This window comes from Streptomyces sp. SID13031, assembly GCF_010548305.1.
In the GTDB taxonomy this organism is placed as follows: Bacteria; Actinomycetota; Actinomycetes; order Propionibacteriales; family Kribbellaceae; genus Kribbella.
In genome coordinates, this window is the sequence record NZ_JAAGLV010000002.1 from 442,480 (window position 1) to 467,842 (window position 25,363).

General features: G+C 65.4%; 18 protein-coding genes and 2 pseudogenes. 15 read left to right on the forward strand and 5 right to left on the reverse strand.

The window, feature by feature from the left end; translation table 11 throughout:
• Window positions 1–112 precede the first annotated feature (112 nt).
• Window positions 113–454, forward strand: coding sequence for an AMP-binding protein (locus G3I17_RS06200; RefSeq protein ID WP_164594905.1), 342 nt, complete (start codon window positions 113–115; stop codon window positions 452–454).
• Window positions 455–669: 215 nt separating this feature from the next.
• Window positions 670–927, forward strand: coding sequence for a hypothetical protein (locus G3I17_RS06205; protein WP_164594906.1), 258 nt, complete (start codon window positions 670–672; stop codon window positions 925–927).
• A 445-nt stretch (window positions 928–1,372) separates the two neighbouring features.
• Here G3I17_RS06205 and G3I17_RS06210 read toward each other — a convergent pair.
• A pseudogene (locus tag G3I17_RS06210) lies at window positions 1,373–1,573 on the reverse strand (DUF6624 domain-containing protein); the annotation flags it as partial.
• Between the two features lie 1,085 nt (window positions 1,574–2,658).
• Window positions 2,659–3,609 (reverse strand): hypothetical protein, encoded by a 951-nt coding sequence (locus G3I17_RS06215; protein WP_164594908.1) that lies wholly within the window; start codon window positions 3,607–3,609, stop codon window positions 2,659–2,661.
• 1,056 nt (window positions 3,610–4,665) lie between these two features.
• Between G3I17_RS06215 and G3I17_RS06220 the strand changes: the two genes are divergently transcribed.
• The 8 genes from G3I17_RS06220 to G3I17_RS06255 all read left to right on the forward strand — a co-directional run bounded on the left by G3I17_RS06220 (window position 4,666) and on the right by G3I17_RS06255 (window position 13,202).
• Window positions 4,666–5,499, forward strand: a complete 834-nt coding sequence (locus G3I17_RS06220) for a helix-turn-helix domain-containing protein (RefSeq protein ID WP_164594909.1) — start codon at window positions 4,666–4,668, stop codon at window positions 5,497–5,499.
• Window positions 5,500–5,553: 54 nt separating this feature from the next.
• Window positions 5,554–6,861 carry an FAD-binding oxidoreductase gene (locus tag G3I17_RS06225; RefSeq protein WP_164594910.1) on the forward strand — a complete coding sequence of 436 codons (1,308 nt, stop codon included), beginning with the start codon at window positions 5,554–5,556 and terminating at the stop codon, window positions 6,859–6,861.
• 19 nt (window positions 6,862–6,880) lie between these two features.
• Window positions 6,881–7,372: a dihydrofolate reductase gene (locus G3I17_RS06230; protein ID WP_164594911.1), complete on the forward strand. Its 492-nt coding sequence runs from the start codon at window positions 6,881–6,883 to the stop codon at window positions 7,370–7,372.
• Entirely contained in the window at window positions 7,369–8,418 is a 1,050-nt protein-coding gene (locus G3I17_RS39695) for an NAD(P)-dependent oxidoreductase (protein ID WP_203589798.1), read from the forward strand. Before G3I17_RS06230 ends, G3I17_RS39695 begins: the two co-directional genes overlap by 4 nt.
• A gap of 1,711 nt (window positions 8,419–10,129) precedes the next feature.
• Window positions 10,130–10,342, forward strand: coding sequence for a hypothetical protein (locus G3I17_RS06240; protein ID WP_164594912.1), 213 nt, complete (start codon window positions 10,130–10,132; stop codon window positions 10,340–10,342).
• 24 nt (window positions 10,343–10,366) lie between these two features.
• A complete protein-coding gene (locus G3I17_RS06245; protein WP_164594913.1) occupies window positions 10,367–10,792 on the forward strand; it encodes a MauE/DoxX family redox-associated membrane protein in 426 nt (141 codons plus the stop codon).
• A 14-nt stretch (window positions 10,793–10,806) separates the two neighbouring features.
• The gene (locus G3I17_RS06250) at window positions 10,807–11,343 is read left to right on the forward strand and encodes a hypothetical protein (RefSeq protein ID WP_164594914.1); all 537 of its coding nucleotides are present in this window, start codon (window positions 10,807–10,809) and stop codon (window positions 11,341–11,343) included.
• A 149-nt stretch (window positions 11,344–11,492) separates the two neighbouring features.
• Window positions 11,493–13,202 carry an ABC transporter ATP-binding protein gene (locus tag G3I17_RS06255; RefSeq protein ID WP_239062214.1) on the forward strand — a complete coding sequence of 570 codons (1,710 nt, stop codon included), beginning with the start codon at window positions 11,493–11,495 and terminating at the stop codon, window positions 13,200–13,202.
• A gap of 1,176 nt (window positions 13,203–14,378) precedes the next feature.
• Here G3I17_RS06255 and G3I17_RS06265 read toward each other — a convergent pair.
• Window positions 14,379–14,582 (reverse strand): annotated as a pseudogene (locus tag G3I17_RS06265) (IS3 family transposase); the annotation flags it as partial.
• A gap of 1,095 nt (window positions 14,583–15,677) precedes the next feature.
• Between G3I17_RS06265 and G3I17_RS06270 the strand changes: the two are divergent.
• Complete coding sequence (locus G3I17_RS06270) at window positions 15,678–16,667, forward strand: winged helix-turn-helix domain-containing protein (RefSeq protein WP_164594917.1); 990 nt, start codon at window positions 15,678–15,680, stop codon at window positions 16,665–16,667.
• 406 nt (window positions 16,668–17,073) lie between these two features.
• On the opposite strand, the gene G3I17_RS06275 is transcribed toward G3I17_RS06270, so the two are convergent.
• Complete coding sequence (locus G3I17_RS06275; protein WP_203589799.1) at window positions 17,074–17,742, reverse strand: DUF899 family protein; 669 nt, start codon at window positions 17,740–17,742, stop codon at window positions 17,074–17,076.
• A gap of 143 nt (window positions 17,743–17,885) precedes the next feature.
• Window positions 17,886–20,759, reverse strand: a complete 2,874-nt coding sequence (locus G3I17_RS41525) for an AAA family ATPase (protein WP_164594918.1) — start codon at window positions 20,757–20,759, stop codon at window positions 17,886–17,888.
• A gap of 397 nt (window positions 20,760–21,156) precedes the next feature.
• Here G3I17_RS41525 and G3I17_RS06285 point away from each other — a divergent pair, with 397 nt between their 5' ends.
• The 4 genes from G3I17_RS06285 to G3I17_RS06300 all read left to right on the forward strand — a co-directional run bounded on the left by G3I17_RS06285 (window position 21,157) and on the right by G3I17_RS06300 (window position 25,298).
• Entirely contained in the window at window positions 21,157–21,906 is a 750-nt protein-coding gene (locus G3I17_RS06285) for an AMP-binding protein (protein ID WP_343238229.1), read from the forward strand.
• A 90-nt stretch (window positions 21,907–21,996) separates the two neighbouring features.
• Window positions 21,997–22,452, forward strand: coding sequence for a YcxB family protein (locus G3I17_RS06290; protein ID WP_164594919.1), 456 nt, complete (start codon window positions 21,997–21,999; stop codon window positions 22,450–22,452).
• A 375-nt stretch (window positions 22,453–22,827) separates the two neighbouring features.
• The gene (locus G3I17_RS06295; RefSeq protein ID WP_164594920.1) at window positions 22,828–23,466 is read left to right on the forward strand and encodes a hypothetical protein; all 639 of its coding nucleotides are present in this window, start codon (window positions 22,828–22,830) and stop codon (window positions 23,464–23,466) included.
• Between the two features lie 542 nt (window positions 23,467–24,008).
• Complete coding sequence (locus G3I17_RS06300) at window positions 24,009–25,298, forward strand: cytochrome P450 (protein WP_203589800.1); 1,290 nt, start codon at window positions 24,009–24,011, stop codon at window positions 25,296–25,298.
• The last annotated feature ends 65 nt before the right edge of the window (window positions 25,299–25,363 follow it).

Here is a 25,363-nt window from a genome sequence, read left to right on the forward strand (position 1 = left end):
CGCGGCGACGCCTACCGTGTCCAGCGCCGCCAGGCGGCTGACCACCGCAGCCCGTCGTACAGCGACTTCCCACAGCTCATCCGACGCCGTCAACACACCGCGTTCAGACACCATGTCCTGGCCCAAAGCCGAGTCTCCAAACCCGAGAAACCCTGCCGACCGGGTCGCGCTGCTGAGCGCGTCGCGGTACGAGTGGACTCTGATCGATTACGCGATCTGGAGCATTGGCGCGATCACAGTGCCGATCTACGAGACCTCGTCAGTCTCGCAGGTGCAGTGGACTCTGACCGACTCCGAGGCGGTCGTCGCGGTCGTCGAGAACGGGCCTTCTTCGCCGCGTCCATCGACACGGGCCGCACGCCAGGTCGACGTAGAACTCGTACTCACCAAGCTTGAAGGATGGGCGAGTGTCCACGCCCGGTCCCCGCTTGCCGCGGTCGGGCTGAAGCGATGACCGGACCGGGAGATCCGGTACCACGGGGGGCCATGGATCCGGCTCAACCGCCATGAGGGACCAGCCGTGGTGTGGGTGCTTCGCTCGATCCCGCGTCGGCTATTGGGTGATGGGATGGCTGGGGACCTTTGGGGTGTCAGACTGGGATGGTGGACGAGCGGACAGATCAAGCGGCTGCGGCGCCCGAGCCTGGACACGCTGGGGTGGTGCGGAGGTTGTTCGACATCGACACCTTTTTTGGGGCAGGTGGGTCGAGGTGGTTTCGGTGGTTCGTTGCACGACTGGTCTTGTTTGCGGTCGGCAATGGGATTGGCGGTGTCCTCTGGGGGCTCATCAGCGATGAACCTGCCGGCGATCGGTCGCTCCCTGAGCGGTTCATCACCAACGCCTACATTTGGGCTTGCCTTATCGCCACTGGGCTCTTCGCTCTCTACGACCGGCAGGCAAAGCGTCAGCGCACCGAAACCGACTGACACTGCACGGATCAGGGGCCGCCGGGAGGCGATGGACCACGAGTGCTCGCTGTAATCGCGCCCTGATTGTCCTTACGCCGTTGAGGCGCAGTCAGTACAGCGACGGAGGCTTGGTGCTCCGGGCGATATGCAGGCTCAGCCGCTGATTCCTGGATGGGGCCGGTTGCTGCGAGCCAGCTGCGGCTCAGGGCCAATGCGGCCTCGGTCAGTGATGGTTGAATCAACTGTCCTCCTCGAGACTCCAGTCGGTACGGGTCATGCGGCCTTCGGTACGTCCAAGGCTCGCGGGCTGCGGCTTCAGATCGCCTTCAGAGACTCGAAAAGGCCCCTGGCGACCTGCTCTTGGTAAAGGCGATGTAGTAGACGGCGGCGGCTGGTTTGGAGGCTTTGTCGACTGGGCGACAAGGGTTGTGGATTCCTCGACTTGGACGCCGGCCGGGGAGGGCTAGCGTTTCCCGAAGGCCGCGCCGAGCTCCTTCAGGTAGGCATCGATTGTGCCGAGCCCGACGGCGGCCCGGCGGATGTCGACCATCGCCTCGTCCTCGATCGCTGTTCGCGGCTCGGGCTTTCCTGCGGGGCTCTTTCCCCATTGGGTGCCGTAGAGCTGCGGTTCGTTCGGGGCCACCAGGACCCGGTCTACCAGGTACGCGAGGTCGCTTGGGGTCGGCGTTGTTGGCTGTGACTGCGTCCTTCATCAGTGCGAGGCCACGCTCCTGCAATGGAAGGTCGAGGTCCGCGTGCTGGATCAGGACCCATGCTGCGTGCGCACCGTTGCTCCCGACCAGATCCCAGCCTGGCGAGCCGTGCTCGTCGAGGATCTTGGTCATCCGCTGAGTATTGGCGCGGTCTGTCGCGTCCCACGCTGCGGCAAGCTCTTCCGGCGTGCGTTTGTCACCTGGCGGCGGTGTACCGGTCCGGACCGCCTGGTCTTGCGCAAGCATCGCGAGCAGCTCGTCGCGCAGCGCTGGCTTGCCGACCGACGCATCGGGCGGAGGCTTGTCGATCTTGATCGGGGCCGGTGCCGGCGACCGGGTCGGCGATCCTGTGGTCGTGGAACTGGGGGAGGTGACTGTGGACGTGGTGGTGCCGGGATGCGATCCCTCGACGCCGTTGGCTGTGCACGCTGTGATCAGCCCGGCGGCGGCGATGGCCGGCACCAGCCAACGCAGTACTCGCATCGTGCTTGCCCAAGCACTCGTCACCACCTGGACTGCAACGCCGCGTCGGTGGCCTCAACCGGCTTCTGCACAGCTGCATCGCCTGATCCCACAGCACGACCTCTTCCCAAGGGGCATTCGACACACCATTGGTTGTGCCCGGCGGTACTGTCACCACCAGCGTGGCCGTAAACCACCTCCCCGGACATCGGGCATCCGCCCTATCTGCGAGCTTTTCTTAGCCGTTAAACAGTGATGTGAGTATGGCTCCGCAGCCGGCCGTACTAGTGCTGAGCCATCGAGCCCGGCTAGTAGGTGTTGACGAGGCAACCATCAGGTTGGCCCGAATGCCAGCTCCGATTCAGCGCCCTGGTTTGACCGTCGGCCGGCCTTGGCCTTGTCGACCTTCAACGCCGCGCCACGGACAAACGGTAGTTGTCGCGTCGGACCTGTGCCCGGTCGTGCTCGCCGTTTCGCCTAGACCTGGTAGGTGCTGAACACGACCTCGCGCCGATCCTGGCCAGGGCTGACGGAGATGCGGCAGTGGACACCGCACCTGTCGCCGGTGCGCTCGTCAGCTGTTCGCGGCCAGTTGTTGCCGGATCCAGGCGGGGAGGCGGTCGCTCGGATTACGTTGCTCGATGGACCTCAGTGCGGTCTCCAGCTCCTCCGACGGTCCGAGGTCGTACGACGAGACCGCGAGCAACCGGTCCCTGGGGCCGCTGATGGATCGGACGCGGGCGGCTGGATCGCGGAGGAGGGCCAAGAGGTTTTGCCGGTCGGCGACCAGGTGGGCCAGGTGGTCTCTCAGGTCTCGCAGCGCGTCCTTGAAGATGGCGATGGTTGCGGTGTCGTCGAGGTCGAACTTCCACATCTGCAGCGAGTCCCAGGGGTCGCTCATGCGTTGGTCCAGAACGCTATCTCCGATGGGTACCTTGGCTTCTTTGACCGCGTCCAGCGAGCTCGGCCGCACACCAGAGTCGACGTGGAACTCGGCGTCGTACTCACCAAGCTCGAAACGATGGGCGAGTATCCACGCCTGGTCCCCGCTTGCCGTGGTCAGTGTGAAGCGGGGACCGGACCGGGCGAAGCCGGCTTCCTTGAGCAGCGGTGCCATGTGATCGCTGACGACGGCGCGGAGTGCATTGGGCCGAAGGTCATCTCGCTCGACCGGGTACGTCGGCCCTGCGGGATCGGCCCAGTTACGACCGAGCTTCATTCGGATGAGACGGTCGTGTCTGTCCTGCTCGACGAGCGTCTGTACGAGGTCGCGCTTCCGTGCCAGCAATTGCTCGATCTCGGCGGCGTAGTGCGTGCGCACGTCGCCGGCGCCATGAGGTTGGTCAGCGCGGGCGATGATGGCGCCAGCCAACGTCACTGCCTGCAGAACGCCATCCGGGTCCTCGCTGCGAGTCTGGTCGAGCAGCCAGGGGAGTACGGCGAAGCTGGCCGAGTAGACGATGCCGCCGCCGCACAGCATCGACCATAGAACGTCCCAGTGCGCAGGTCCCCGCTCCGCGGTCATCCGATCCAGGATGTCGGGAAGACCACCTGCGGATCCGTGGGCGTGGCGAAGCGTCGACCAATCAGCCGGCTGGTGATTCATCGGGGTGCCTCCGGCAGGGTCGACGGGCGTGGACGTACTGATATGCCGACCATAATCTGGGTAAGCCGATGGGAACTGCATAGGGCGATCGACCTATCCGTCACCGAGGTGGAACCCGGGACGGGGATCCGGACATTGGAAGGGATGAAGTCCAGACACAGTGTTCTCGCGTCCGTCCTGTCCCTTGCCTTCCTCACCCCCCGCTCGCCGCCGGAGCCGGTGCGGCGTCGACGGTGCCGCTGCCCCTGGATGTGGCAAAGGGGTTTACGCCGTCCAAGATCAAGAAGGTGCAGGTCCAAGTGTCCGGAGACGAGGTAAGGCCTGGCGGCCGGCGGTCGTAGCGCGGGCTAGTGACCGGCTTTACAAAGCCGTCTTCGCGAACACCTGCCAAGGCGAAGTCCGTGTCTCTGCGAACCCAGGTGATCGATGCCGACGGCAACACGACCGACCAGGCGACGATCGTGGCCTACTTGCAGCAGCGTTGACCTCTGCCGGCGGCGTAGCGTTCGGAAGTGTGCCGCCATGAGCGCAATTTCGGTCCCGGATGCTGACCACGCCGCAGCCATATCAGCGAACACCCGGGCCGGGGTGTCCATCACCGCTAGGTTGGCGGTCAGATCCCAGTGGACTGGGATCGGGTGATCGTCCAGGCGCTGGATGATCGCCTCGGTTCGCCATCGCTTGGTAACGCTGACCGTCAGCGCCTCGATCGCCGAGGCCACGACGTCCGCTACCAACGGCGTGTGTCGGATTGACGGCTGCCACCAGATCGCCAGCGGCGCCGCGAGCGCGCCGGAATCGCGAGCGCCACTCCCACTAGCCGGCGCATCCCGTTCCACCCCCGGGACAGAGGTTTGCTGGGCAACCATATGTGCGCGCGGTATGCAATGGGTGACTGAGAGTTCGGTGCTGCGGCCCTGTCCCGAAAGGGTTGACGTTGGTTCGGTCGCGCGCTTGAGTGCGGGGGTGAACGTCGTGGGTTCTTACATCGAGCGGCCGCCCTTGCCTGCGTTGGCAGGGGTGGTGCGGACAGTCTGGATCCAGCGGACCGGGGCGGCGGCGTACCTGCAACGGCACCTGCCGACGGGTGGGGTCGAGATTCACTTCCCGATCGGCGGTCGTCCTCAGCTGGTCGGTCCGTTGACCGGTCCGGAGATCGAGGTCATTCCGGCGCACACCACCGTCGTGGGTGTGCGATTCCATCCAGGGACCGCGCCGCCTCTACCGACGGTGCTCGACGACCTGGTGGACCAGCGTCTCGGCCTGGCGGAGCTGTGGCGGAGTTCGGCGGACCGCCTGGTGGAGGCGATGGCGTTGGCCGGGACGCCCGAGCGGGCGCTCAGGTACCTGCAAGTCCATCTGTTGCAGGAGTTTCGCAGTACGGTCCGGGTGGATCCGTTGGTGGGCGAGGCCGTACAAGCGCTGATGCCCTGGCGCCCGGTCAACATCGACACCCTGGCCACCCACCTGGCGCTCTCCCCGAGCCAACTGCGCCGCCGCTGCCTGCACGCGGTGGGGGTGAGTCCCAAGGTCCTCCAGCGAACGTTGCGATTCCAGGGATTTCTCGCACTGTTTCAGGCCGGCGCCACCGCACCGGGCCGGCGTGGCGCGGACGGCCTGGCGGGATTGGCGGTTGACGCGGGGTACGCCGACCAGGCACACCTCAGCCGGGAATGCCTGCGTCTGACCGGCCTCACTCCGCGGGAGTTCGTCGGCGTCAACGTCGATCGGTGCGCCTGCGACCACGACCACTCCGCGTCCTATCAGTCCTACCTAGACAGTCGTAGCAGGCAGCCGCTCGTAGTCTGACCCTTGCGCGATTTGTTCAAGACCGGCCGGTCACCCCGCTCCTAGTTTGAGGTCGTGCCTGATCTTGCCGAACTCGCCCAATCACTCGACGGAGAGTTGTTCAGCCCTGACTCGCCGGGCTACGAAGCGATCCGCCGGCCGGTCAACCTGGCCTACCGAGAGGTGCGTCCCTGGCTCATCGTCATGTGCCGCTCGGTCTCGGATGTCGTCGGCGCCGTCAGGTACGCGACTGCCACTGGGGACCGCATCGCCCCTCGTGGCGGCGGGCACTGCTTCGCGGGTCGATCTTCGACGGACGGGATCGTGCTCGACCTGTCCGGCCTCGACGGCATCTCCATGGCGGCGGACGGGATCGCCACGATCGGCGCCGGTGCCCGCCTGGAACGGGTGTACGCGGCGCTTCACGCCTATGGCCGGACCTTGCCGGCCGGGTGCGGTCCCACTGTCGGCATCGCAGGCCTCACTCTCGGCGGCGGGATCGGGCTGCTAGGCCGCAAGTACGGACTGACCTGCGATCGCCTCGTCGGCGCACAGGTCGTACTGGCAGACGGAAGCGTCGTGGACTGCGACCACGACCACGAACCAGACCTGTACTGGGGTCTGCGCGGCGCGGGCGGAGGTCAGTTCGGTGTGGTCACGTCATTGCGATTCGACACCGTCCCTGAGCCGTTGACCACCCGCATCGAGGCGCACTGGACGATGGGCCTAAAGGAACTGGTCTCGGCCTGGCAAGCCTGGGCCTCGGCCGCGCCGGACGAGCTCACTGTCAACCTCAGCCTTGCGTCCGGTGTACCTGTCGAAGCCACCCTGTTCGGCGCCTCCACTCTGGAGGAGGAACCGACCCGGGAGTTGCTGCAGGAACTCATCGATCGGGCAGGCGTGGCTCCCGCGATCGAGTTGCGCGCCGACCTGCCGTATCACCAACTGAAGAGCACCTTTGCCGATCGGCGGGATCTCCCCGAACGCGCCGTGCGGCTCAGGTCAGAGTTCTTTGCCCACTCGATGGCCGACGGCACCCTCGCCTCGCTGTTGACCCAGCTTGGCGATCCAAGGGCCCGCGGGCAGCTCAACTTCACCGCGATGGGTGGGGCCTACAACCGGGTCGCCGAGGACGCCACTGCCTTCGCCCATCGCGCCGAACGCTTCCTGCTCGAGCACGTCGCCGAGGATGGCGATCCCTGGGTCGACGCTTCCTGGGCGACCGCCCACGCCGATGGGTCAGGACGCGTCTACCCCAACTTTCCCGACCCGGCGCTCGACGACTGGGCGGCGGCGTACCACGCGGGAAACCACCCTCGGCTGGCAGCGGTCAAGAAGGCCTACGACCCGGGCCGTTTCTTCGACTTCCCGCAAGCCATCTGATCACCAGCAAAGGAGAGCCATGAGCAAGGTCATCAGCGCCCACGCCGTCTCGGTCGACGGCTATATCAGCGGTCGCACTCCCGACGGCGCGGAGGAGTTCGGACGCGGTCTCGGTGACGCGGGCATGCTCTTCGACTGGTACACGGACGGGGACACGCAGAGCCAGGAGTTCGGCGGATTCAAGCTGCGCGAGCCGAGCGCCCGGTTCTTCGACCTCCTCGCGGCCCGAGTCGGGGCGACCGTGGCGGGGCGTACCACGTACGAGCATTCCAGCCATTTCGGAGGCGGTGGGCCGCACCCGACAGCGCCACTCTTCGTCCTCAGCCACCGGCCCGCGCCCGAGATCAGCGAGAAGCAGACGCTCGTCACCACCGGCATCGAGGACGCGATCGCGGCGGCACGCGAGGTCGCCGGCAACAAGGACGTCGTCCCCAAGCACGTGAAGCTCCGTCTGCTGGAGGCCATCTCGGTACCCGGCATGACCCACCTCCACTACGAGGTACTCCGATGATCCTCGTCACCGGAGGGTTGGGCATGATCGGCGCCCACACCGCTCGCGCGCTCGTCGACCTCGGACAACAGGTCGTCGTCACCACGCACCGCCGGGCCGAGGTCCCGTCGTTCCTCACCGGCAAGGTCACCGTGGAACCCCTCGACGTCACCGACCGGGACGCCTTCCTAGCCCTCGCCGACCGCCACGCCGTCACCGACATCCTCCACCTCGCCGGCAGCATCCCCGGCGAGAATCCGGTCAGCTTCTTCCGCACGGACCTGACCGGCCTGCTCAACGCACTGGACGCCGCCCGTGCTTGGGGCGTCCGCCGGTTCGCGGTGGCGAGCAGCCTCGGCGTTTATGGCGGCCGGTCCGAGATCCCCTGGCACGAAGAGCTCGACCTGCCCACCGCGGAGCTACCGCACCCGATCATCGCCTTCAAGAAGGCGGTCGAGCCCCTCACCACCAACGGCCTCCAGGGCAGCGGTTGCGGCGGCCCACCGCATCGGCAGCGGTGGTTCCGCGATCGGCGCAGGGCGCTGCGATTCCGGTGGCGCCTCAAGCAGGGGATTCGGACAGCGGCGGGGGCTCTGTTTGACGCCGGCCATCACCGATCCCTTCCCAGCACCGTCGACAACGCCCCGGGGTGGTATCCGGCAAGGCCGCCTGGTTCTTCTCGGTCCACGGATGCGACACCGACCCCGGGGACGACGCCACCGAAATACAGCCTGAGCGGACCGATCGGTGGCATCGCCCCCGGGGATCAGAAGCAGAAGCACCTTCTGCGGCTGAAGGAAGCGGCCGAGCAAGCCGACAAGGACAACGGGCTGGGCAGTGGCCTAGCCTTCACCCTCGCTCCGGCCACCACCCCTGGCGTTCACTGCCCCCACGCCACGCCTCACAGTGGTAGGGAGCGCCGGGTGGGTTCGTTGGAGTTCATTCGTCAGCAAGGCTGCAACGCAGTAGTCCATCGTGCCGGAGTATCGACTGCCCCAAACCAGCTGGCATTTCTATGCACTGCGCTCCGTTGGATTGGCCGCCCAGCCCTCACCGGATCGTGGTAGTAGCGGTAGAGATGCACTGCGACGATGTCTCCATGAGCCTGACCTACGTAGAGCCCTAGCAGGTTGAGCCGTCGTTGCGCAGCCTGACCAATGGGGAGTAGTGCACAGAGGAGGTCACAACCGAGGATCCGGCGTATCTCCATGTCGTCGTCGCCTGGCCGATGTAGGAGTAGCAAGCACGGATGCCGGGGTTCTCCCAGGCCTGCCAGGTGCCCTGACGTGAGACGCCGACGTAGCCCCAGGACGTCGACCGGTTCGCGGCCACGAACCATGATCCGGACGCGAGCTTCCACAGCTTGACGTTGACCTGGACATCGTAGACCGGGCCCGTACAGTATGTGTCGTTCGTCGCGAAAATGACTCCCGAGGGGGCATATGCGTATGGGTTCCACGCCAGTGCCTTGCATCCACTCGCAGCGGTGGCGCTTGCAGAGGTCGTGCTTGCATGCGTGGGCGTCATCATGGAGCCGAGGCCGATGCAGGCCAGCAGGACAACGAGCAACGATCGTCTGACGGTAAACATAGGGTCCCTTTCATGTGGTGAAGCGCTGGATGCCAGGTCGGACAATGGCGGGCGGGGGACGTTCATAGCTTTAGCGATGCAGCCCTTGACCAGCAGCACACCTCGACGCGTCACCTCATGTTCCAACCATGGAAGGTCGCGGCGTAGCCGCCACCCGTCCAAACGATCGGACTGCTGTCGCCCTGCGGTTGCCACCAGCTCGACCGGTAGCTGCAACTGCCGACGCTGCACCATGTGACAACGATCTGGAACTGGGTCCCCGGCGCAGATAGCGGGCACTTGGAGGTCGCCGTCTTGCCATCCGAGCTGACACTGTAGGTGCATCCATAGTTGGGATCCTGTGCACTGGACGCGGGTGTATCGATGCTCCGGGCGGAGGCCGGGTAATCCCGATGGTCGCCAGTGCGGCGACCATCGCAAGCAGGGGTGTGAGGATTCTGAGTCGTCGGGTCATCGTGCCTTTCCCTTCTCTACAAGGACACGGCGACTGTATGGTCACCCGCCTTCAGGGCGCCTTCCGAAGGCCAACACGGGGTTTGTCTACTTCGCAAGCTGACTGTGGAGCGCGCGACCAGCGCCCGAGCCTGCTCCAACGTCTACTCGCCTCTCCCGCCCTACCCAGTTTGTGACCCACTCGCAGTCCCATCGGGGTACACCGAGCTTTTTACAGTCCCTCGATGATGGTGGGATGAGTAAATCGGGTCCGAGAGCTGGCGGTCCGAGACCTTGACGGACGTTCACCCGGCGGAGAAGCTTCGCATCTAGCGGCGTATGAGTGGCCTGTGAAGAGGGCCAGGGTGATGGATGTCTGCGGCGTGAGGGGCTGCATTCGTCGCAGATCACCGAATGGCGCAAGCTGCGTGATGGTGGCGTTCTGGAAGGGCGCCAGCCTGGTGCCAAGGTTGGACGTCTCAGCGCTGAGCAGGCCGAGATCGCCCGGTTTGCGGGCCCGGCTGACCAAGGCTGAGCGGCGGCTGGCTCGGACCGAGGTGGCGTTGGAGACCACGGAAAAGCACACCCGGTTTCAGTGTTGCCTTCGGCATCGGACGCCGGGCAACGCAGTACACCGGATCGCCTAGAACTCCCGCGTGCGCGGCAGCGTGAGCGAATGCGGCGTGAAGGCGCTATGAAAGCCACCCGTGCAACCGTCGTCTCGTCAGAACCACAGAACCATCGATCGGAGTCGAGATGCTTGCGAAGCTCAATGCGCTGGGCGATCGGATGCTCAGTACGGTGCTGCCGACGGCGACTGCGCAGGCCGTCTGCAAGGGCCGCTGGATGGGCCGCTTCGGAGACTGCAACTTCTACTGCTATGCGATCAACATGAACCACACACAGCAGCTCCGCTATTGCGTGGGCGACGGCCTCGGCTGCGTGCACCTCTGCTACGACTGCTGTTGAGCGACGCGGCAGGCTTTCGCTGCCGTGACCGAGCAGCTGATGCCGTCGACCCGCGCAGGGCTCGTGATGGCTGCAGTCCTGACGATCGAGAGGGCGACCGTTGCCTTGGTCGCTGTACCGGCTACGGTCGTTCCAGGTATGGTCCTCGCCTTCTTGCTGTTGGTCACGTTCAGTGCTGCCATCAGGTCCGCGTTGCAGCGCGGTGTTCGGGGATCGTGCCACTGCTTCGGTCTCTCCTCAGCTCCGCTCGACTCGACCGAGTTGGTTCGCAACGGCCTTCTGCTGTCGGTCTGCGCGGTGGGTGTCTGCGCCGACCTCGCGTCGTCCTCAACCGCTCCCCATCCACCCGGCGTGGCCGTGAGCATGACCGTCGCGGTAGTGCTCGTGGTGCTGCTGATCTTCTTTGACGACATTGCTGTACTCGGGAGCAGCGGCGGATCGCCCCACTGACCGGAAGGACGTCCATGTCATACCTCGTTGCCGCAGTGATCGTGGTCGGAGCATTGTGCGGCGTTGACCTGCTGCTCACGGTGGCTCTGATACGCCGGCTCCGGCAGCACCTGGAGCAGGAGTCCGAGACGTCGGGACCGATCGGCGGTCTCGTTGCCGAGGGCACGCACGTGGCGCAGTTCACGGCGGTCACAGCCGATGGTGAGGCGATCGGCGCCGACATGTTTCGCTCGGGTGTGATCGCCTTCATGTCGACCACGTGCAAGGCCTGCACCGATCAGCTTCCCGCATTCATCGGCTATCTGTCCGACTCCGGACCTGGCCGCGACCGTACGTTAGCTGTTGTGGTGGGCAGCGACACCCCGGACGGGGATCACCTCGTCGCGGAGCTTGCCCAACATGCTCATGTCGTTCGCGAGGAGCTCGACGGCCCAATCGGCATCGGCTTCAACGCCCGCGTGTTTCCGGCCTTCTACCTGCTGGACGACCGCTTGACGATCGCAGGGAGCAGCATCGACCCGGCCCGGCTGGGCGTCGTCCTACCGACGTGACCGGAAGCGGCGGTCCCGCCGACACGGCCAAGGCCGGTCGGCTGATCCGGCGCGCCGCGGCCGGGTGTTCGCTGGCCCGGCGGGCAAGTCCGGCCGGTCTGGCCGCCTGTTGTGTGCTCAGTCTCGTCGACGGTGTCTGGCCTGTAGCTATGGCTTGGCTGACAAAGGGTCTGCTCGACTCGCTGACGGGCATGGCGCAGCCGGCCACCGCGCTCGTGATCGGTCTCGCCGCCGCGTTGGCTTCCGTCGGTCTGCTGGCTGCGGTGGTGCCCCAAGTGCGGCACTACGTGGAAGGCCAGTTGCGGCGTCGCACGGACTTGGTCGCGCGCGACGAGCTGTTCGCCGCACTGAACAGATTCACCGGTCTAGGGCGCTTCGAGACCCCACAGTTCCAAGACCAGTTGCAGTTGGCTCAGCGCGCGGGGCAGGCTGTTGTCAGCCAGATCGTTTCGCCGGTGCTCGGTACCGCCCAAAGCCTGGTCACCGTCATCGGATTCCTGGTGACTCTGTCATTGCTGAGTCCTGTAATGACTGGGCTGGTGATCCTCGCAGTTTTGCCTGTCGTCTACGCCCAGTTCGCTCTTGCCAGGCAGCGGGCGAGGTTGGCGTGGCAGGTCAGCCCTTCGTTCCGGCGCCAGATCTTCTATGCGGGGCTGCTGACAGACGCCGGCACTGCGAAAGAGGTGCGCCTGTTCGGCTTGGGCTCCTTCCTCCGGCGTCGTCTGATCGCCGAGTTGCGGTCGGCCAATGAGGCGGAGAGCGCGATGGATCGGCGGACGATGAGGGTCGAGACCGCTCTGGTCGCGATCGGGGCGGTCGTCGCGGGTAGCGGACTGGTCTGGATGGTCGCCGGCGCTGGCTCCGGCCAATTCTCGCCAGGTGATGTGACCGTTTTCGTTGCAGCTGTCGCTGGCCTCCAGACGGGGCTCGGCGGCATCATCGGTCTGCTCGCCGGTACGGCCGAGTCGCTGCTTGTTTTCGGCCACTATTTGGAGGTCGTGAGGTCCGAACCCGATTTGCCGGTGCCCGATCAGCCGACGCCCCTGCCGGCGTTGAGCGGTGCCGTTGAGCTGCGCGATGTCTGGTTCCGATATGACGACCAGCACCCCTGGGTCCTTGCAGGGGTGAACCTGGTGATCCCCAAGGGACAGGCTGTCGCCTTGGTGGGACTGAACGGTGCCGGGAAGTCAACGCTGGTAAAGCTGCTTTGCAGGTTCTACGACCCGCAGCGTGGCACGATCCGATGGGACGGAGTGGATCTGCGTGATCTCGATCCTGCCGATCTCAGGAATCGGATCTCTGGTGTTTTTCAGGACCACGTCGGGTACGAGCTGACCGCGGCGGAGAACATCGGCGTCGGCGAACTCGCTTCTCTCGGTGACCGCGGTGCGATCCGGGAGGCTGCCGATCGAGCGGATATCGATGGATTGCTGAGCGGGCTTCCGAGCGGGTACGACACCATGCTGAGCCGTGTGTTCATCAACCACGCGGGGGCCGACGACCCGGGTGCCGGAGTGATTCTGTCCGGTGGGCAATGGCAGCGTGTCGCGCTCGCCCGGGCTTATCTGCGGGCGGGACGGGACCTGCTGATCCTGGACGAGCCGAGCGCCATGCTCGATCCGGAGGCCGAGCATGCACTGCATCTCGATCTCATGCGATACCGGGCCGGCCGCTCGAGCCTACTCATCTCTCACCGACTCAGCGCAGTCCGCGACGCCGACACCATCGTCGTACTGTCCGGTGGCCGGATACTCGAGACAGGTACGCATGATGAGCTGACCGCCGCCGGTGGCGAGTACGCACGGCTCTTCTCACTCCAGGCGAGTGGATACGCGGCGCCAGTCAGGCCGGGGCAGTAGCCGGCCGGACGCGGCGGACGACGACACCAAGAACGCGATCCACCGGAACGAGACCCCATTGCCGCGAGTCCGCACTATGAGGTGCGTCTCCCCGCACAACGAGTCGTCCAACTGGTACCCGCGACTCAGCTCCGGTGCCGAGCACCCCTTGCACTTCCTCAGGCACCGGGTCGGATGGGACTGCGATCACACGCTTTATCAACCAATCATGGCTGGCCAGGCCAGTTCTAGGTATGGGGTCCGTGCTCCAGCCCCAGCCATCGCGGTGGTCGGGGTGCGGGCCTTGTAGTACGACAATCTGTCCGGTACGCAGCCTCCGTGCGCCGATCTGATCGACTAGGACGCGGTCACCGGAGCTGAAGGTGGGGAGCATGCTGCCGCCTTGCACGGTGATCAGTACCAGCCGTCGCCGTACGGTCGCAGCGATGACCATTAGGGCTATTCCGAGGAGAACAAACGTTCGTGGCTTCAATTGTCGACCTTTCGTATCGACGCCCAGAGTGCCCAGAGGATACCCTTCAATTCATCACAGTGAAGGCTAGGGATAGCGCGCCGACGCTGCTGCGAAAGCGTGCTGAAGGCCGACCTTGGCGCCCTGAGTCGACGGCAACCACGGGATTCAGCGGGGCGACGGCAAACGAGAACTGGCAGCAGGTGTTGTGAAGGCGATGTGAAGGCGCCGAGCGTCATCGTTGGCAGTATGAAGGCACTCCCGCAATCGCGGTCTGGTGGGTCGCGTGGAACCGGGCGATCGTGGCGTGATCAGGCTGCTGGTTCGCACCAACAACCCGGATCGCCATGTCCTCGACCAGCCGCTTCTCGATCCTGCGGCTGGACTGTTCCCCCAACGCAGTAGGCGTAGATGAGCACACCGAGCATCATCTCCGGGTCGTAAGCGGCTCCGCCCCGACCATCAACGCGATAGCCAGCCAGGAATCCCGACAGGTCGAGCTCAGCCACCACGTCGACCACGAACCACGCCAAATGGCCCTCAGGCAACCAATCCGCCACTGACGGCGGCATCAAACATCAACTGCTCACGATCCACCCGCGTGACGTTATAAGCCACACAACGATTCTCCCGGCAACGACCCCACCATCTGATCGCGAAACGCCCGCAGCAGCCTCCGATTCGTGCGACAGCCGCGACACCGGCCACCACGCCGAATGTGAAGCCGTCCCCGCCTTCAAAATCTCGACCGTGCGCTCCAGCTCAGCGTTCTTCCGCTTCAACTCACGAATCTCAGGCGCCGACTCCGACGACACCCCGTCGGCCTGTCCCGCGTCGACCGCGGCCCACTCAGAGTCGTAATCCTGAACGTGCTCGGTGACCAGCCGGACCGCCTTGGCCCTGGTCTGCTCGTCGTACTTGCTCGGCATAGATGCCACCTTCCCAACGAAGGAGGTGTGCATCAAACCCGGGGTGGTTCATTTCCTCTCACCGTCGCGACGAGTACTGGTGCTGCACATCAAGCCGTTCTGGAGGCGGTGAGCTCGTCACTGGTCGTCCTGCAATACGCGCCGACCGAGACCGGGACGGCGCTCGACGCGGAGGTGCTACGCCGGAGTTCAACTCCCGGACGCAGTACGCCGTGGCACTGTCGGCACTCAGCCCGGATGCTCGGCCACCGAGATCTACCTGGAGATGCGGCGCCTGCTGAGATCCGGTGAGGAGGAGGCCGGGATGGATCTGCACCGGCGGTTGTTGCCCTACATCTCCTATTGGATGTTGGACACCGAGCGGATCATCGCCACGGAGAAGCTGATCTCCGTCCGGCGTGGACGGGTTCGCCGACCTGCTGCCACCTTGAGGTGGCGCTGTAGCGGCGCCGAGTCTCGGTTCTGCTGGGCTGTGCACCTGGCGACTGACGCTCGAATCCGGCGTGCGCGGCAAGGATCCGCACACGCTGGACCGCGACGAGGTCTTCATGGTTCGCGTCCGTGAAGGCGTTGTGAAGGCGTCGCCTGGCAGTGTGTCCGGTACTGGTGCAGGCTATCGGGTCTGGACCTGCAGACGATCGGAGAATCGAGAATGCAGAGGGTTTGGCGCGCTGGCGCTGGCGTGGTGTCAGCAGCTGTTGTCTTCGGTGGACTTCTCGCGCCGCAGGCGCAGGCCACGAGTTCTAGTGCTGCGTCGGCGCAAGGCGAGTGCACCCGGTCGCAATATGGCGCCAGTTGCAGGACAACAAGAGGCTTCACCACCGCCATCCTGAACATCAGATACGACCCCGGCGGCAGAGTGACAGCGGAGAGAGGGGCTCGGTGGTTGGACCGGAGCCAGGACTACGGTCGGACTTGGGCGACGCTTGGGAGTTCTGTGGTCCTTCTCAACGGTAGCTATCGCGCGTGTGGGTACGACGGCTACGTCGGCTACGTCTGCACGCCTTGGTGGAACTGACAGACCTCTATCGGCAGCGTTGGATGCCGCACTGGTGTTCAACGCTGCCGTTTCTGCACGGGGAGGGGGTGTTCTAGTTGTTGCGGATCCATTTCACCGGCCAGGATCTGGCCCGGACGACCCTTGCCGACGAGCCTGACCCGCTCTGGGAGTTGCTGCTCAGCTTGCACCAACTCCAGGGCCGGGATGGCGCGGGCCACTACGGGAGATGGCGTTTGAGGACCCGTCGGCAGCTTCCCCGGCCGGGCGAGCGGCTGCTGCAACTGGCTCCGCCGAGCGGCTACTCGCCCGACTTCCTCACCCCGGCCTACGCCGCCGGGTCGTTCGATGCCGCTGTCGAGCGGGTCCAGTCCACCTCCCGTCAGCGGATCCGGCACGAACTGGAACTGGTCCGGCGGCCCTCTTCGCAATGGACCAAAGATCTGGCCGAGGGCCGGGCCGATGCAGTCAACGAACTCGGCCAGGCGCTCAGGACCTACCACCGGTACGCGCTGGCGCCGTACTGGGAATCCATCCGGAGCCTGGTCCGCGCCGATCTTCGGCGTCAGACCAGTCACCTGTACGACGCCGGCATCGACGGCCTGCTGGGCAAGCTCCACGCGACAACGCGGTGGGAGGCACCGGTGCTGGAGGTGATGGGACTTCCCGACCAGGACCTCTACCTGGAGGGCCGGGGGCTCCGCCTGCAGGCGTCCGTCTTCTGCTGGCAGTTCCCGACCAAGCTGATGGATCCTCGGTTGACGCCGGTCCTGGTGTACCCCGTCCATCACAGCCCGAGTGTTCGGCTCGAAACCCCCATAGAGTCCCGAGGCGAATCCCTATCCGCTCTGCTCGGTTCGACGCGCGCCGTCGCGTTAGAAGCCATCGCTGAGACGTGTAATACGACGGAGCTGGCCAGGCGCTGCAAGATCTCCGTGGCCGGGGCGAGCCGTCAGGTGAGCATCATGCGCGACGCGGGTCTGATCAGCAGCCGTCGAGCGGGTCAGGCCGTGCTGCACGACCTGACCGACCTCGGGCGTGCGCTGCTCGACGGCCCGCAGCACACGGCCCAAAGTCTCGAAAGCTAGCGTTCCTTGGTGCGCACGACAAGGGCGGCGACGAAGGAGTCCCAGAGGGGGTGTTGCACCTCGTGACCGGCGTCGGGGAGTGGGTGGAGCTTGGCACCCGGGATCTGGGAACAGAGGGCCTGGCCGTGCTCGATCGGGGTAGACGTCAAGGATCCCGAGCGGGTCCTCGGCCGTGTCGGTGATGCTGTACGGCGCGTTGCCCGGACGGGTAGTCGGTAGACCGACCGGTGTCGCGGTTGTCGTAGCGGATGACGAAGCGTCCCTGAGCGGCTAGCTTTCGGCACAGGCCCTCGTCCCTCCAAAGCATCGAAGCGCATGCCCCATGAATCAGCAGGATCGCCGGATCGGTGTTGTCGCCGAAGGTCTGGGTACACGGGTCCACACTGTTGGTGTGAATGACCTGTTGTCATTCGTCACGTTCTGATCCCCATCCGTAGGTTGGTGATTGGGGCCACCCGTCGGGGGAGTCCTCCCAATCTTCTTGGCGGCCGTACGGGGTGAGGTCGAGCAGTTGGCGGAATCCGGCCGGCTCGACCCCGCGCCCGGACGTGAAGTACGTTCGGTAGACGTCGTCCGCCTCGCCGCGGAGATAGACGCTGAGGCCGAAGTTCTCTTCACCGTTCAGCGTCACTCCCATGTCGGTGTTGAAGCTGCTGCCGTGGGAGGAGTAGACCGGCACGGTCCAGCCCTTGCGTGTCCAGAGGTCGACGATCTTCGGGTAGGGAGCGGCTGCGATGGCGACAAAGCTCGTGTCCCGCGCGTGCAGATGGTCGAGACGCCCGACGTCGTCCATCCGGCGAGAGCAACCACCACACGTATCGGTCCAGGCTGCGCCGTACATGAAGTGGTAGACGATCAGCTGCCTGCGGCCGCCGAAGAGTTCGATGAAACTCACCTCTCCCGCTGGACCGTGTAATACGTAGGCGCGCTGGAGTTGTGTCATCGGCAGTCGTCGACGTTTGGCGGCAAGTGCGTCCAGGGTGCGCGTGGCCTGCTTCTCCTCGACAAGGAGAAGCGCCCGGGCGGTCGCCCAGTCGTCGATACTGGTGACCGGCGGCATCGGCTGGTGGGTCATCGTGCTGCCTTCGTCAGGGTCGGTGGACCGTGGATGAGCTGGTACGTCGACCACGGTCTGCGTAAACCCCTGGCAATCGCATCGGGTGATCGACCTATCTGCCGGCGCCGCAAGTCGGAGCGTTGCCGCTCGCCTTCGATGGGTTACAGCAGGTGATGACGGTGGGCTGCGCTGGCGGCAGCGGCCCTGGTCGGGACGTCGAGTTTCCTGAGGATGTTGGAGATGTGAACACCCGCGGTCTTCGGCGAGATGGTCAGTTCCGCCGCGATCTCCCGGTTGCTGAGTCCGCCCACCAGCAGGCGGAGTACTTCGCATTCGCGTTCGGTCAGACCGAAGGGTGCGCTGGGCGCGGACTGGTCCTCGGTGCCGAGCGAGATCCGGGCTCGTCGCGCGACAGTCGCTATCCGCTCGGTCAACGGCCGGGCTGAGAGATCTCGCGCCAGCTGGCTAGCCTCGACCAGGATGGGTTTGGCGGCCTGGCGTTCGTCGGCCGCGACGAGCGCCGCAGCCGCGCACACCAGCGTCTGCGCCCGGTTGTATGGCTGCCCCAGGTCGAGCCAGCTCTGGGCCGCGTCGAGCCAACGCTCAACCGCGTCTGTGCATGTCGCAGAGAGGACGGATGCCGAAACCGTCTCTGCAAATGCGTTCTCGAGAGGTCCCAGCCGTCTCAGAGCGGCCGCCGCCACCTGCAGTTCCTCGCGAAGGCGCTCGCCTCCGGCGAGGCTGTCGACAGCCAGCGCGGCTGCCATCACCGCCGGCCAGGCGTTGCCGGCGTCGGCGTTCGGAATCACCGCAGGTAGTCCGGACGCCAGCCCCGCCAGGTCATCGGCTCGCCCCTCGGCCACGGCGAGTTCGATCATGAATCGCATCCGGCCCAAACGGTAAGAGCCGTCATCAGCGTCCAGGCCCGTCGGCGGTTTCAGCTCCCGCAGCACGCGCGCGGCCGCGTCGAAGTCACCACGCCCAACGGCGACGATGCCGCTCCAGACCAGCAGCTTCAACCGCTCGATGACAGGTGGCCTCATCAGCAGCGCGCTGTCTATCACCTCGACAGCCTCGTCCCACCGGCCGATCGCCACGAGTGAGTTCACGAGTTGATTCGCGACCATCGGGCCGCCGTACCGGGTCCTGCCGAGATCGACAGCCCGAGCAAGCGCTACCCGGCCGTAGTCGATCGCAACTGGATGCTGACCTAGGTTGCAGAGGAAGTGCAGAAGGCAGAGGTACGCCAGGATTTCGGCGTCCCCATACCCGTGCGCCCGCGCGTCGACGAGAGCATCGGCAAAGGCGAGCTGGGGATCGCCACCGTCGTGGAGTGCCAGAGCGGCCGACGTGATTTGGCTTTCGAGCCGTGTCTCGGGCGAAGGCAGACGATCGGCAAGTTCGGCAAGCTCGGCGGTGAAGGGCCGGGCCTCATCGTGGCGACCGCGCGCGATCAGAGCGCGAGACAGTAGCCCGAGTAGTGCGGCACGCAGGATGCTGGGCTGGCTGGCCAGCCGTACACCGTCCTGGAAGTCCTCGACTTCTCCCGGAGCAACCATTTGACGGCGCATGACGCCGCGCTCCAACAGTAATTCGGCGCTCCGCTCAGTGGCCGGTTGTTCCGCCAGTTCCTTGAAAGCCTCCTCGACCAGGACGAGCCCTTTCTCGCTCTCGCAGACCCAGCAGGCTGCGTCGGCCGCAAGTTGCAGTACGTCGAGTCGGCTCGCTCCCGCTTTGTCGGACGGTTCGTCGACCTGGTTCCAGAGGTCAAGGACCATCTCGAGCATCTGCAGCTTTTCGTCGGCACCGATCTGGACATCCCTGCTTCCGCAGGTGGACCAGGCGGCGGCGAACGCACGGGCCTGCTCACGGGCGGCCAGCCAATGTCGTGCGACAGTCGCAGCCCGCCACGTCCGCGGGTCGTCAAGGGCTGTCGCGGTAAGAACCTCCGCGTACCGCCGGTGCAGCTCGATGGTCTCACCAGGCAGCAAGCCGGCGACGATGGCGTCACGGATCAACCCGTGGCGGAACGCATACCCGTCGGCGGAGCCAACCAGAACCTTCGCCGCGATCGCCGGCCCGATGGTGGCTGTCAGGTTTGTGGCCTCGGGCCCGACGACCTGAGCCAGTACTTCGTGCTCGACGACCGTGCCGCCTATCGCTGCCGCTTTGAGCAGTTGCTGGGTTCCGGCGGGGAGGTCCTCGACCATTCTCAGCAGCAGACCGTGGAGTGAAGCGGGCAGGCTGCCGCGGACCGTACCGTCCGGCCCGATCAGGGCCTCGGTAAACAGCGGAACGCCTTCGCTGATCCGGTGCACCACGGCTGCCACCTCGGGCGGGGCCGGTTCGCCAAGAATCCCGTTCAGTTGCTGGGCGACCTCAGGCTGCGTAAGTCCGGCGAGGTCGATGCGGATGACCTGCACGAGGCGGCTGAGTTCGGTGAGAACCCTGCGGAGGTGGTTCGCGGTCTGGGCCTCCTCGGTCCGGAAGGACACGAGGACCAGGAGTGGGGAATCGGTCAGGGTGGAGACCAGGTAGCTCAGCAGGTCCTGAGTGGCCGGGTCGGCCCAGTGCGCGTCCTCGATGACGAGGACGCAGGTTCCGGTATCGCAGGTCGTTTCGACCAGCGACCTGAACGCTTCGAACATCCTTGCCTTGGCCAGGCCGGCATCGTCGGTGACCGGAGTAGCGCCTAGAGACGGGAGAAGGCGGGCAAGCTCGTCACGGCTCGGCTCTCCGATCAGGGCGGCGATCCCGGCTCCGCCGTACTCCCGTGCTACGTCACGCAGGATGGACCGGAAGGGCCCGTAGGGCAGACCCGTGTCGCTCTGGTCGAGACAGGCTCCGGTCAGCAAGCGCGTTCCGGACGGCAACCGGTCGGCAAATTCGCGGATCAGCCTCGTCTTGCCAACACCGGCCTCACCGCTGATCAGCACTGTTCGGCTGCTTCCCTGACCGGCGTCCTTCAACGCCTCGGTCAGCAGGGCCAGCTCGGTCCGGCGTCCGGCCAGCAAGGGGCTCACTCGGCGGTTCAAGGCACCTCCTCCAGAAAGGCGAACGGCGGAGGGCGGTGCCGGTCGGCAGGTATGTAGGCAGGCTAGCGGTCAAGGGGCTCGTGGATAGGGCGGATGCCCGATATGCGGGGAGGCGGTTTACGGCCACCCTGCTGGTGACAGGGCTGCCGGGGACGACCAACGGCGCGCCGGGCATCCATTGGAAGAGGTTGCGCTGTGGGATCAGGCGATGCATCTGTGCACCAGCCCGTGGAGGCCACTGACCCGGCGCCGCAGGCAGAGGCGGTGACGAGTGCTTGGGCAAGCAAGGGTTTTCGTTCGGATCCGAGGTTGCTGAGCTCGCCTACCGCTGCTCGCACTGGTCACGCTGTCGGCGAGCCCGGGGAACTGGGCGCGCTCCGCGCAGCGCAGTTAGGGCATTGCCGGTGGAGCGCCGCCGGGTGAGCGCCTTGGCCACTTCTTCCGCGGCATCGGCGTACCGGTGCTGGAGGGCTACGGGCCGACCAAGACGACTGCGGCGCTCAGCGTGAACCTGCCGGACGACATCTGGATCGGGACGGTCGGCAAGCCGCTGCCCGGTGTGACTGTTGGCGTTGCCGATGACGGCGAGCTCTGCTTCAAGGGCGGGCAGGTCATGCTCGGCTACTGGAAGAACGACGAGGCGACCGCGGCGGCCATCGACTCCGACGGCTGGTTCCACACCGGCGACTTGGGCGACTTCGACGCCGATGGGTTCATCAAGATCACCGGCCGGAAGAAAGAAAGTCCTGGTCACCGCTGGCGGCAAGAACGTTGCCCCTGCAGTCATCGAGGACCGGATCCGCCTGCACCAGCTGGTCAGCCAGTGCATGGTCGTCGGCGACGCGAAGCCCTACATCGCGGCGCTGATCACCATCGATCCCGAGACCATCGGCGCTTGGGCCGGCAACACGGAAAATCCACGGTCATGTCGGCCCTGGCGACCGACAAGGACCTGATCGCGGAGATCCAGATCGCCATCGACGACGCCAACACCACCGTCTCCAAAGCCGAAGCGATCAAGAAGTTCAGCACCCTCGAAAATGACTGGACCCAGGAAAACGGTGAACTCTCCCTCAAACTATCGCTGCGCCGACACATCGTCATGAAGAAGCATGAGGCAGACGTCGAGGCGCTGTACCTGCACTAGGACCCCATGCCGATGACAACTCCGGCCTGCTTCATTGTGGCCGACGCAATGGACGGCCGACGACCACCCGTTGCTGTCTGAAAGGGAACGATGGACATCACGATCACGGTCGACATCACGCTGGGGAAACGCCTGCAATACGTGCGCGAGCGGACGTTCTGGATCGGCTGGATCGCGAGGCTGATCGGTCTCGGCTTGCTGGCCCTCGGCATCTTCGTCCTGAACTTCGATGGGTTCTTCCTGGTTCTCGGTGTGGTGTACTTTTTCGGTCCCGAACTGCTGGCCGTCATCGGGCACTTTGCAACGCGGCGATTCGGCAAGACCTACACCTACACGCTGACGGAGTCTGGCATCGAGGCGACGACAGCGGTCAGCACGACCCATCTCGCCTGGGCCGCGTTCAAATCGATCCGGCAAAGCCACAACAGTTGGCGCTTCGGAGTGTCGGGGATCAGCGCCATCGTTCTCCCGAAGTCCGACTTCACCCCGGAACAGGCCGCCGAATGGCAGACCTTCGTCACCACCGCGGGCCTCATCAAGGCCTGATCACCCGATAGGGCGACATCGTCGGAGCCGTCGAGAGACTCTTCCACTTCGGTCTCTGCCGCGGATGCGCCGCGCACCGACACCTGACGAAGGTGCTGCCAGACAACCCCGAACTCGCGAGGCTTCTGCTCAAGCACAGCCCGGGACGCCTCCTGCGTTACCTGCGTGAATCACCCACTGCTCGCCAGATACTCACCGACGTCGGAACCGGAGCCTGCGCACTCAAACCCACGAGGCACTCGACGCCCGAACGACAAGCCAACGCGACCTGGCCGTTGACTACCTGCGCGAGCTGACAGAGGACTGTATGCGAAATGAAGGAGCCGTCTGTTTTGGTGTTGGCAACAGAACCAAGCTGACACAAGGAGGAGCACCATGTCGATGCGATTTTCGGCCTCGGCCGGGCGACGGTCTCGACGCAGCACCGGACGGTTCACTCTGCGCACATTGATGGCTGTCTGCCTGGCATTCGGCGTCCTACTCAGCGGCTCCACGACAGCGGCTTTCGCTGCGGAACCGATTACGGAGGCACTCGAGCGCGTTGCCGACGGTACCTACACCGCCGCCGACCTCGATCTACTCCGGTCTTATCCAGAGATCGCCGCACAGGTGCCCGACCCGACAGCCAAGGTGGAGATGGGCTCCGATACCAATGACAACCGCACGATCCAGGCCATATGCGGTGCGTGGGTCGACGTATGGTACCGCCACCGAAGCCTGACGGGCTCCACAATTTACCAGTACCACCAGCGCGTGGTCTACTGCCGCGACGGGACTCGCGTGACGTCATGGCAGAGCCGCTACGACTACCTCTCGTACCAACAGAGCATCGTCAACTGGAAGGAACAGACCGTCAACCAGGAGTGGGGAATCGGGACATCGTCGGCATGGTCACACATTCAACGTCATATCGAGCTCTGTATCCCAACAAAGTGCTACGCGCACGTGTATCCCTGGATCAAGATCGGCGTTCGGGGTAACGGGACGTACGAATACACCGGCTCCGCGTCGTAGCCGTTAGAACGGCACATACTGCCGGCGCCGACGAGGTCGGTGGTGACACATCCGTCTAGCGAACCCGTATAGGCAGGCCCGAAGCGACCGTTGGCCGGCCTGCCTCCGAAGGGTCAGAAGTCAACAAGGGCGACCCGAGCGGGGCTGCAACGGCCCTCGCCGAAGCCCAGGAGCTGTTCACGGAGATGTCCGCGACTGCATGCCCTCGGCGCGATCCAGGCTGCCTCCCATCACCGTCCGCATGCTGAGGTGCGACGCCAGCAGTAATGGCGCCTCTCCGAATGCGAAAACCTGCTGACTCGGCGAATTGGTGTGAAGGCCATGTGAAGGCGGCATCTGGCAGCGTGGCTATCCGTCAACGAGCCTCGGCTCTCGCTCAATTGGAGGAACATGGTGCACTACGTCCGGCACGTCACCGCTCGCCTGCTCGGAAACACCCGAATGGGTGGCTTCTACAACTATTGGGACATCGCGGACTGATGTCGCACCGGCGGCGGGGCGTCTTGCCCCGCCCCGGGTTCCGATCACTGCGGGAGGATGCGTTGAGCACCAAGACGAGTTTGCGCCCACCCGGACCGAAAGGCCGCCTGCTGGTGGGCAATACAGTCGAGTACGACCGAGACCGGATGGGGTTCCTGCGCCGCACCAGCGCCGAGTACGGCGACGTGTTCTCCTTCGACAGCCGCACGATCGTGGTGTTCGAGCCCGATCTCGTGCACGAACTGCTGGCCAGGACCAACGGCGACTTCTCCAGCGAAAGCTCGGCGGTGGCCACCCGCTTCGACGCCGAGCGCAGCGCCGAAGACGCCGAGCTGTGGATGGCAGCTCGACGCGCGGGCTGGCGCGGACTTAACCGCGCCACTGCTCAGGCGCACGCAATCCGACTGGGCGCGCTGTTCGAGCGCACGATTGAGGAGACCTTGGGCCAGCCCGTCGACGTACTGGCGATGATGAAATCCTTCTCAGGCCGGGCAACCGCCGACTTCTGTCTCGGGCCCGATGCTGGCGGGATGCCGGAGGTCATCGCGGAGAACACAGCCGCGATCGAGCCGCTGTCGGGCAGTTCACAGCTGTTCCCGGCATGGCTTCCCTCCAAGAGGATCGCCCGCTTTCGGCGCGCTCGCGATCACACGCTCGACAGCATCACCGCACGGATCCGCCGCCGCGCGGCCGAACCAGCGCCCGCTGAGGCGCGCGACCTGCTCGATGTGCTTCTCGCGGTACCGGGCCTGTCCGAACTGCAGGTGCAGCGCCTCATCCGCGGGATCCTGCTGGCGGCCTTTGGGGTCCCGGCTGCGGCGATGACGTGGACAGTGTGGACGCTGACCACGCGACCTGATCTCTGGGACCGGGTCGCCACCGAGGCGTCCCAATGGGATGGTGCGAGCGTTCCTCCGCTATCCGCCCTGCCTCAGACCGAGGCGGTGGTCAAGGAGGTATTGCGGCTTTGGCCACCCACGTGGCTGATGGGCCGCATTGCCTTGCGGCCCACGACGCTGGGGCAGTGGGCGCTGCAGCCGGAAGACCAGGTGATGTTCAGCCCGTACCTGATCCACCGCGATCCCCGCTGGTGGACCGACCCGGACGAGATGCATCCGGAGCGCTGGCTGGACCCGGCGATGACCCCACGTAGGCATTCCTACCTGCCCTTCGGCGCGGGCCCGCGGGTATGCGTGGGTACCCAGCTAGGAATGCTCCAGCTCACCCTGGCCACGTTCTGGCTGGCACGGAACTACCAAGTGTCCGCCCCTGCCGCAGCCAGGTCCGGTCCGGAGTTTCACAACCTCTTGGTGCCCACGGGTTTCACCGCGTCATTCCAGCGGTCGTCCTAGCTGACTGCTGGTTGAGGGCGGCGGACTTGCCCCTGGCAGTCGTGGTGGAGGCAGTGTTCGTTCGC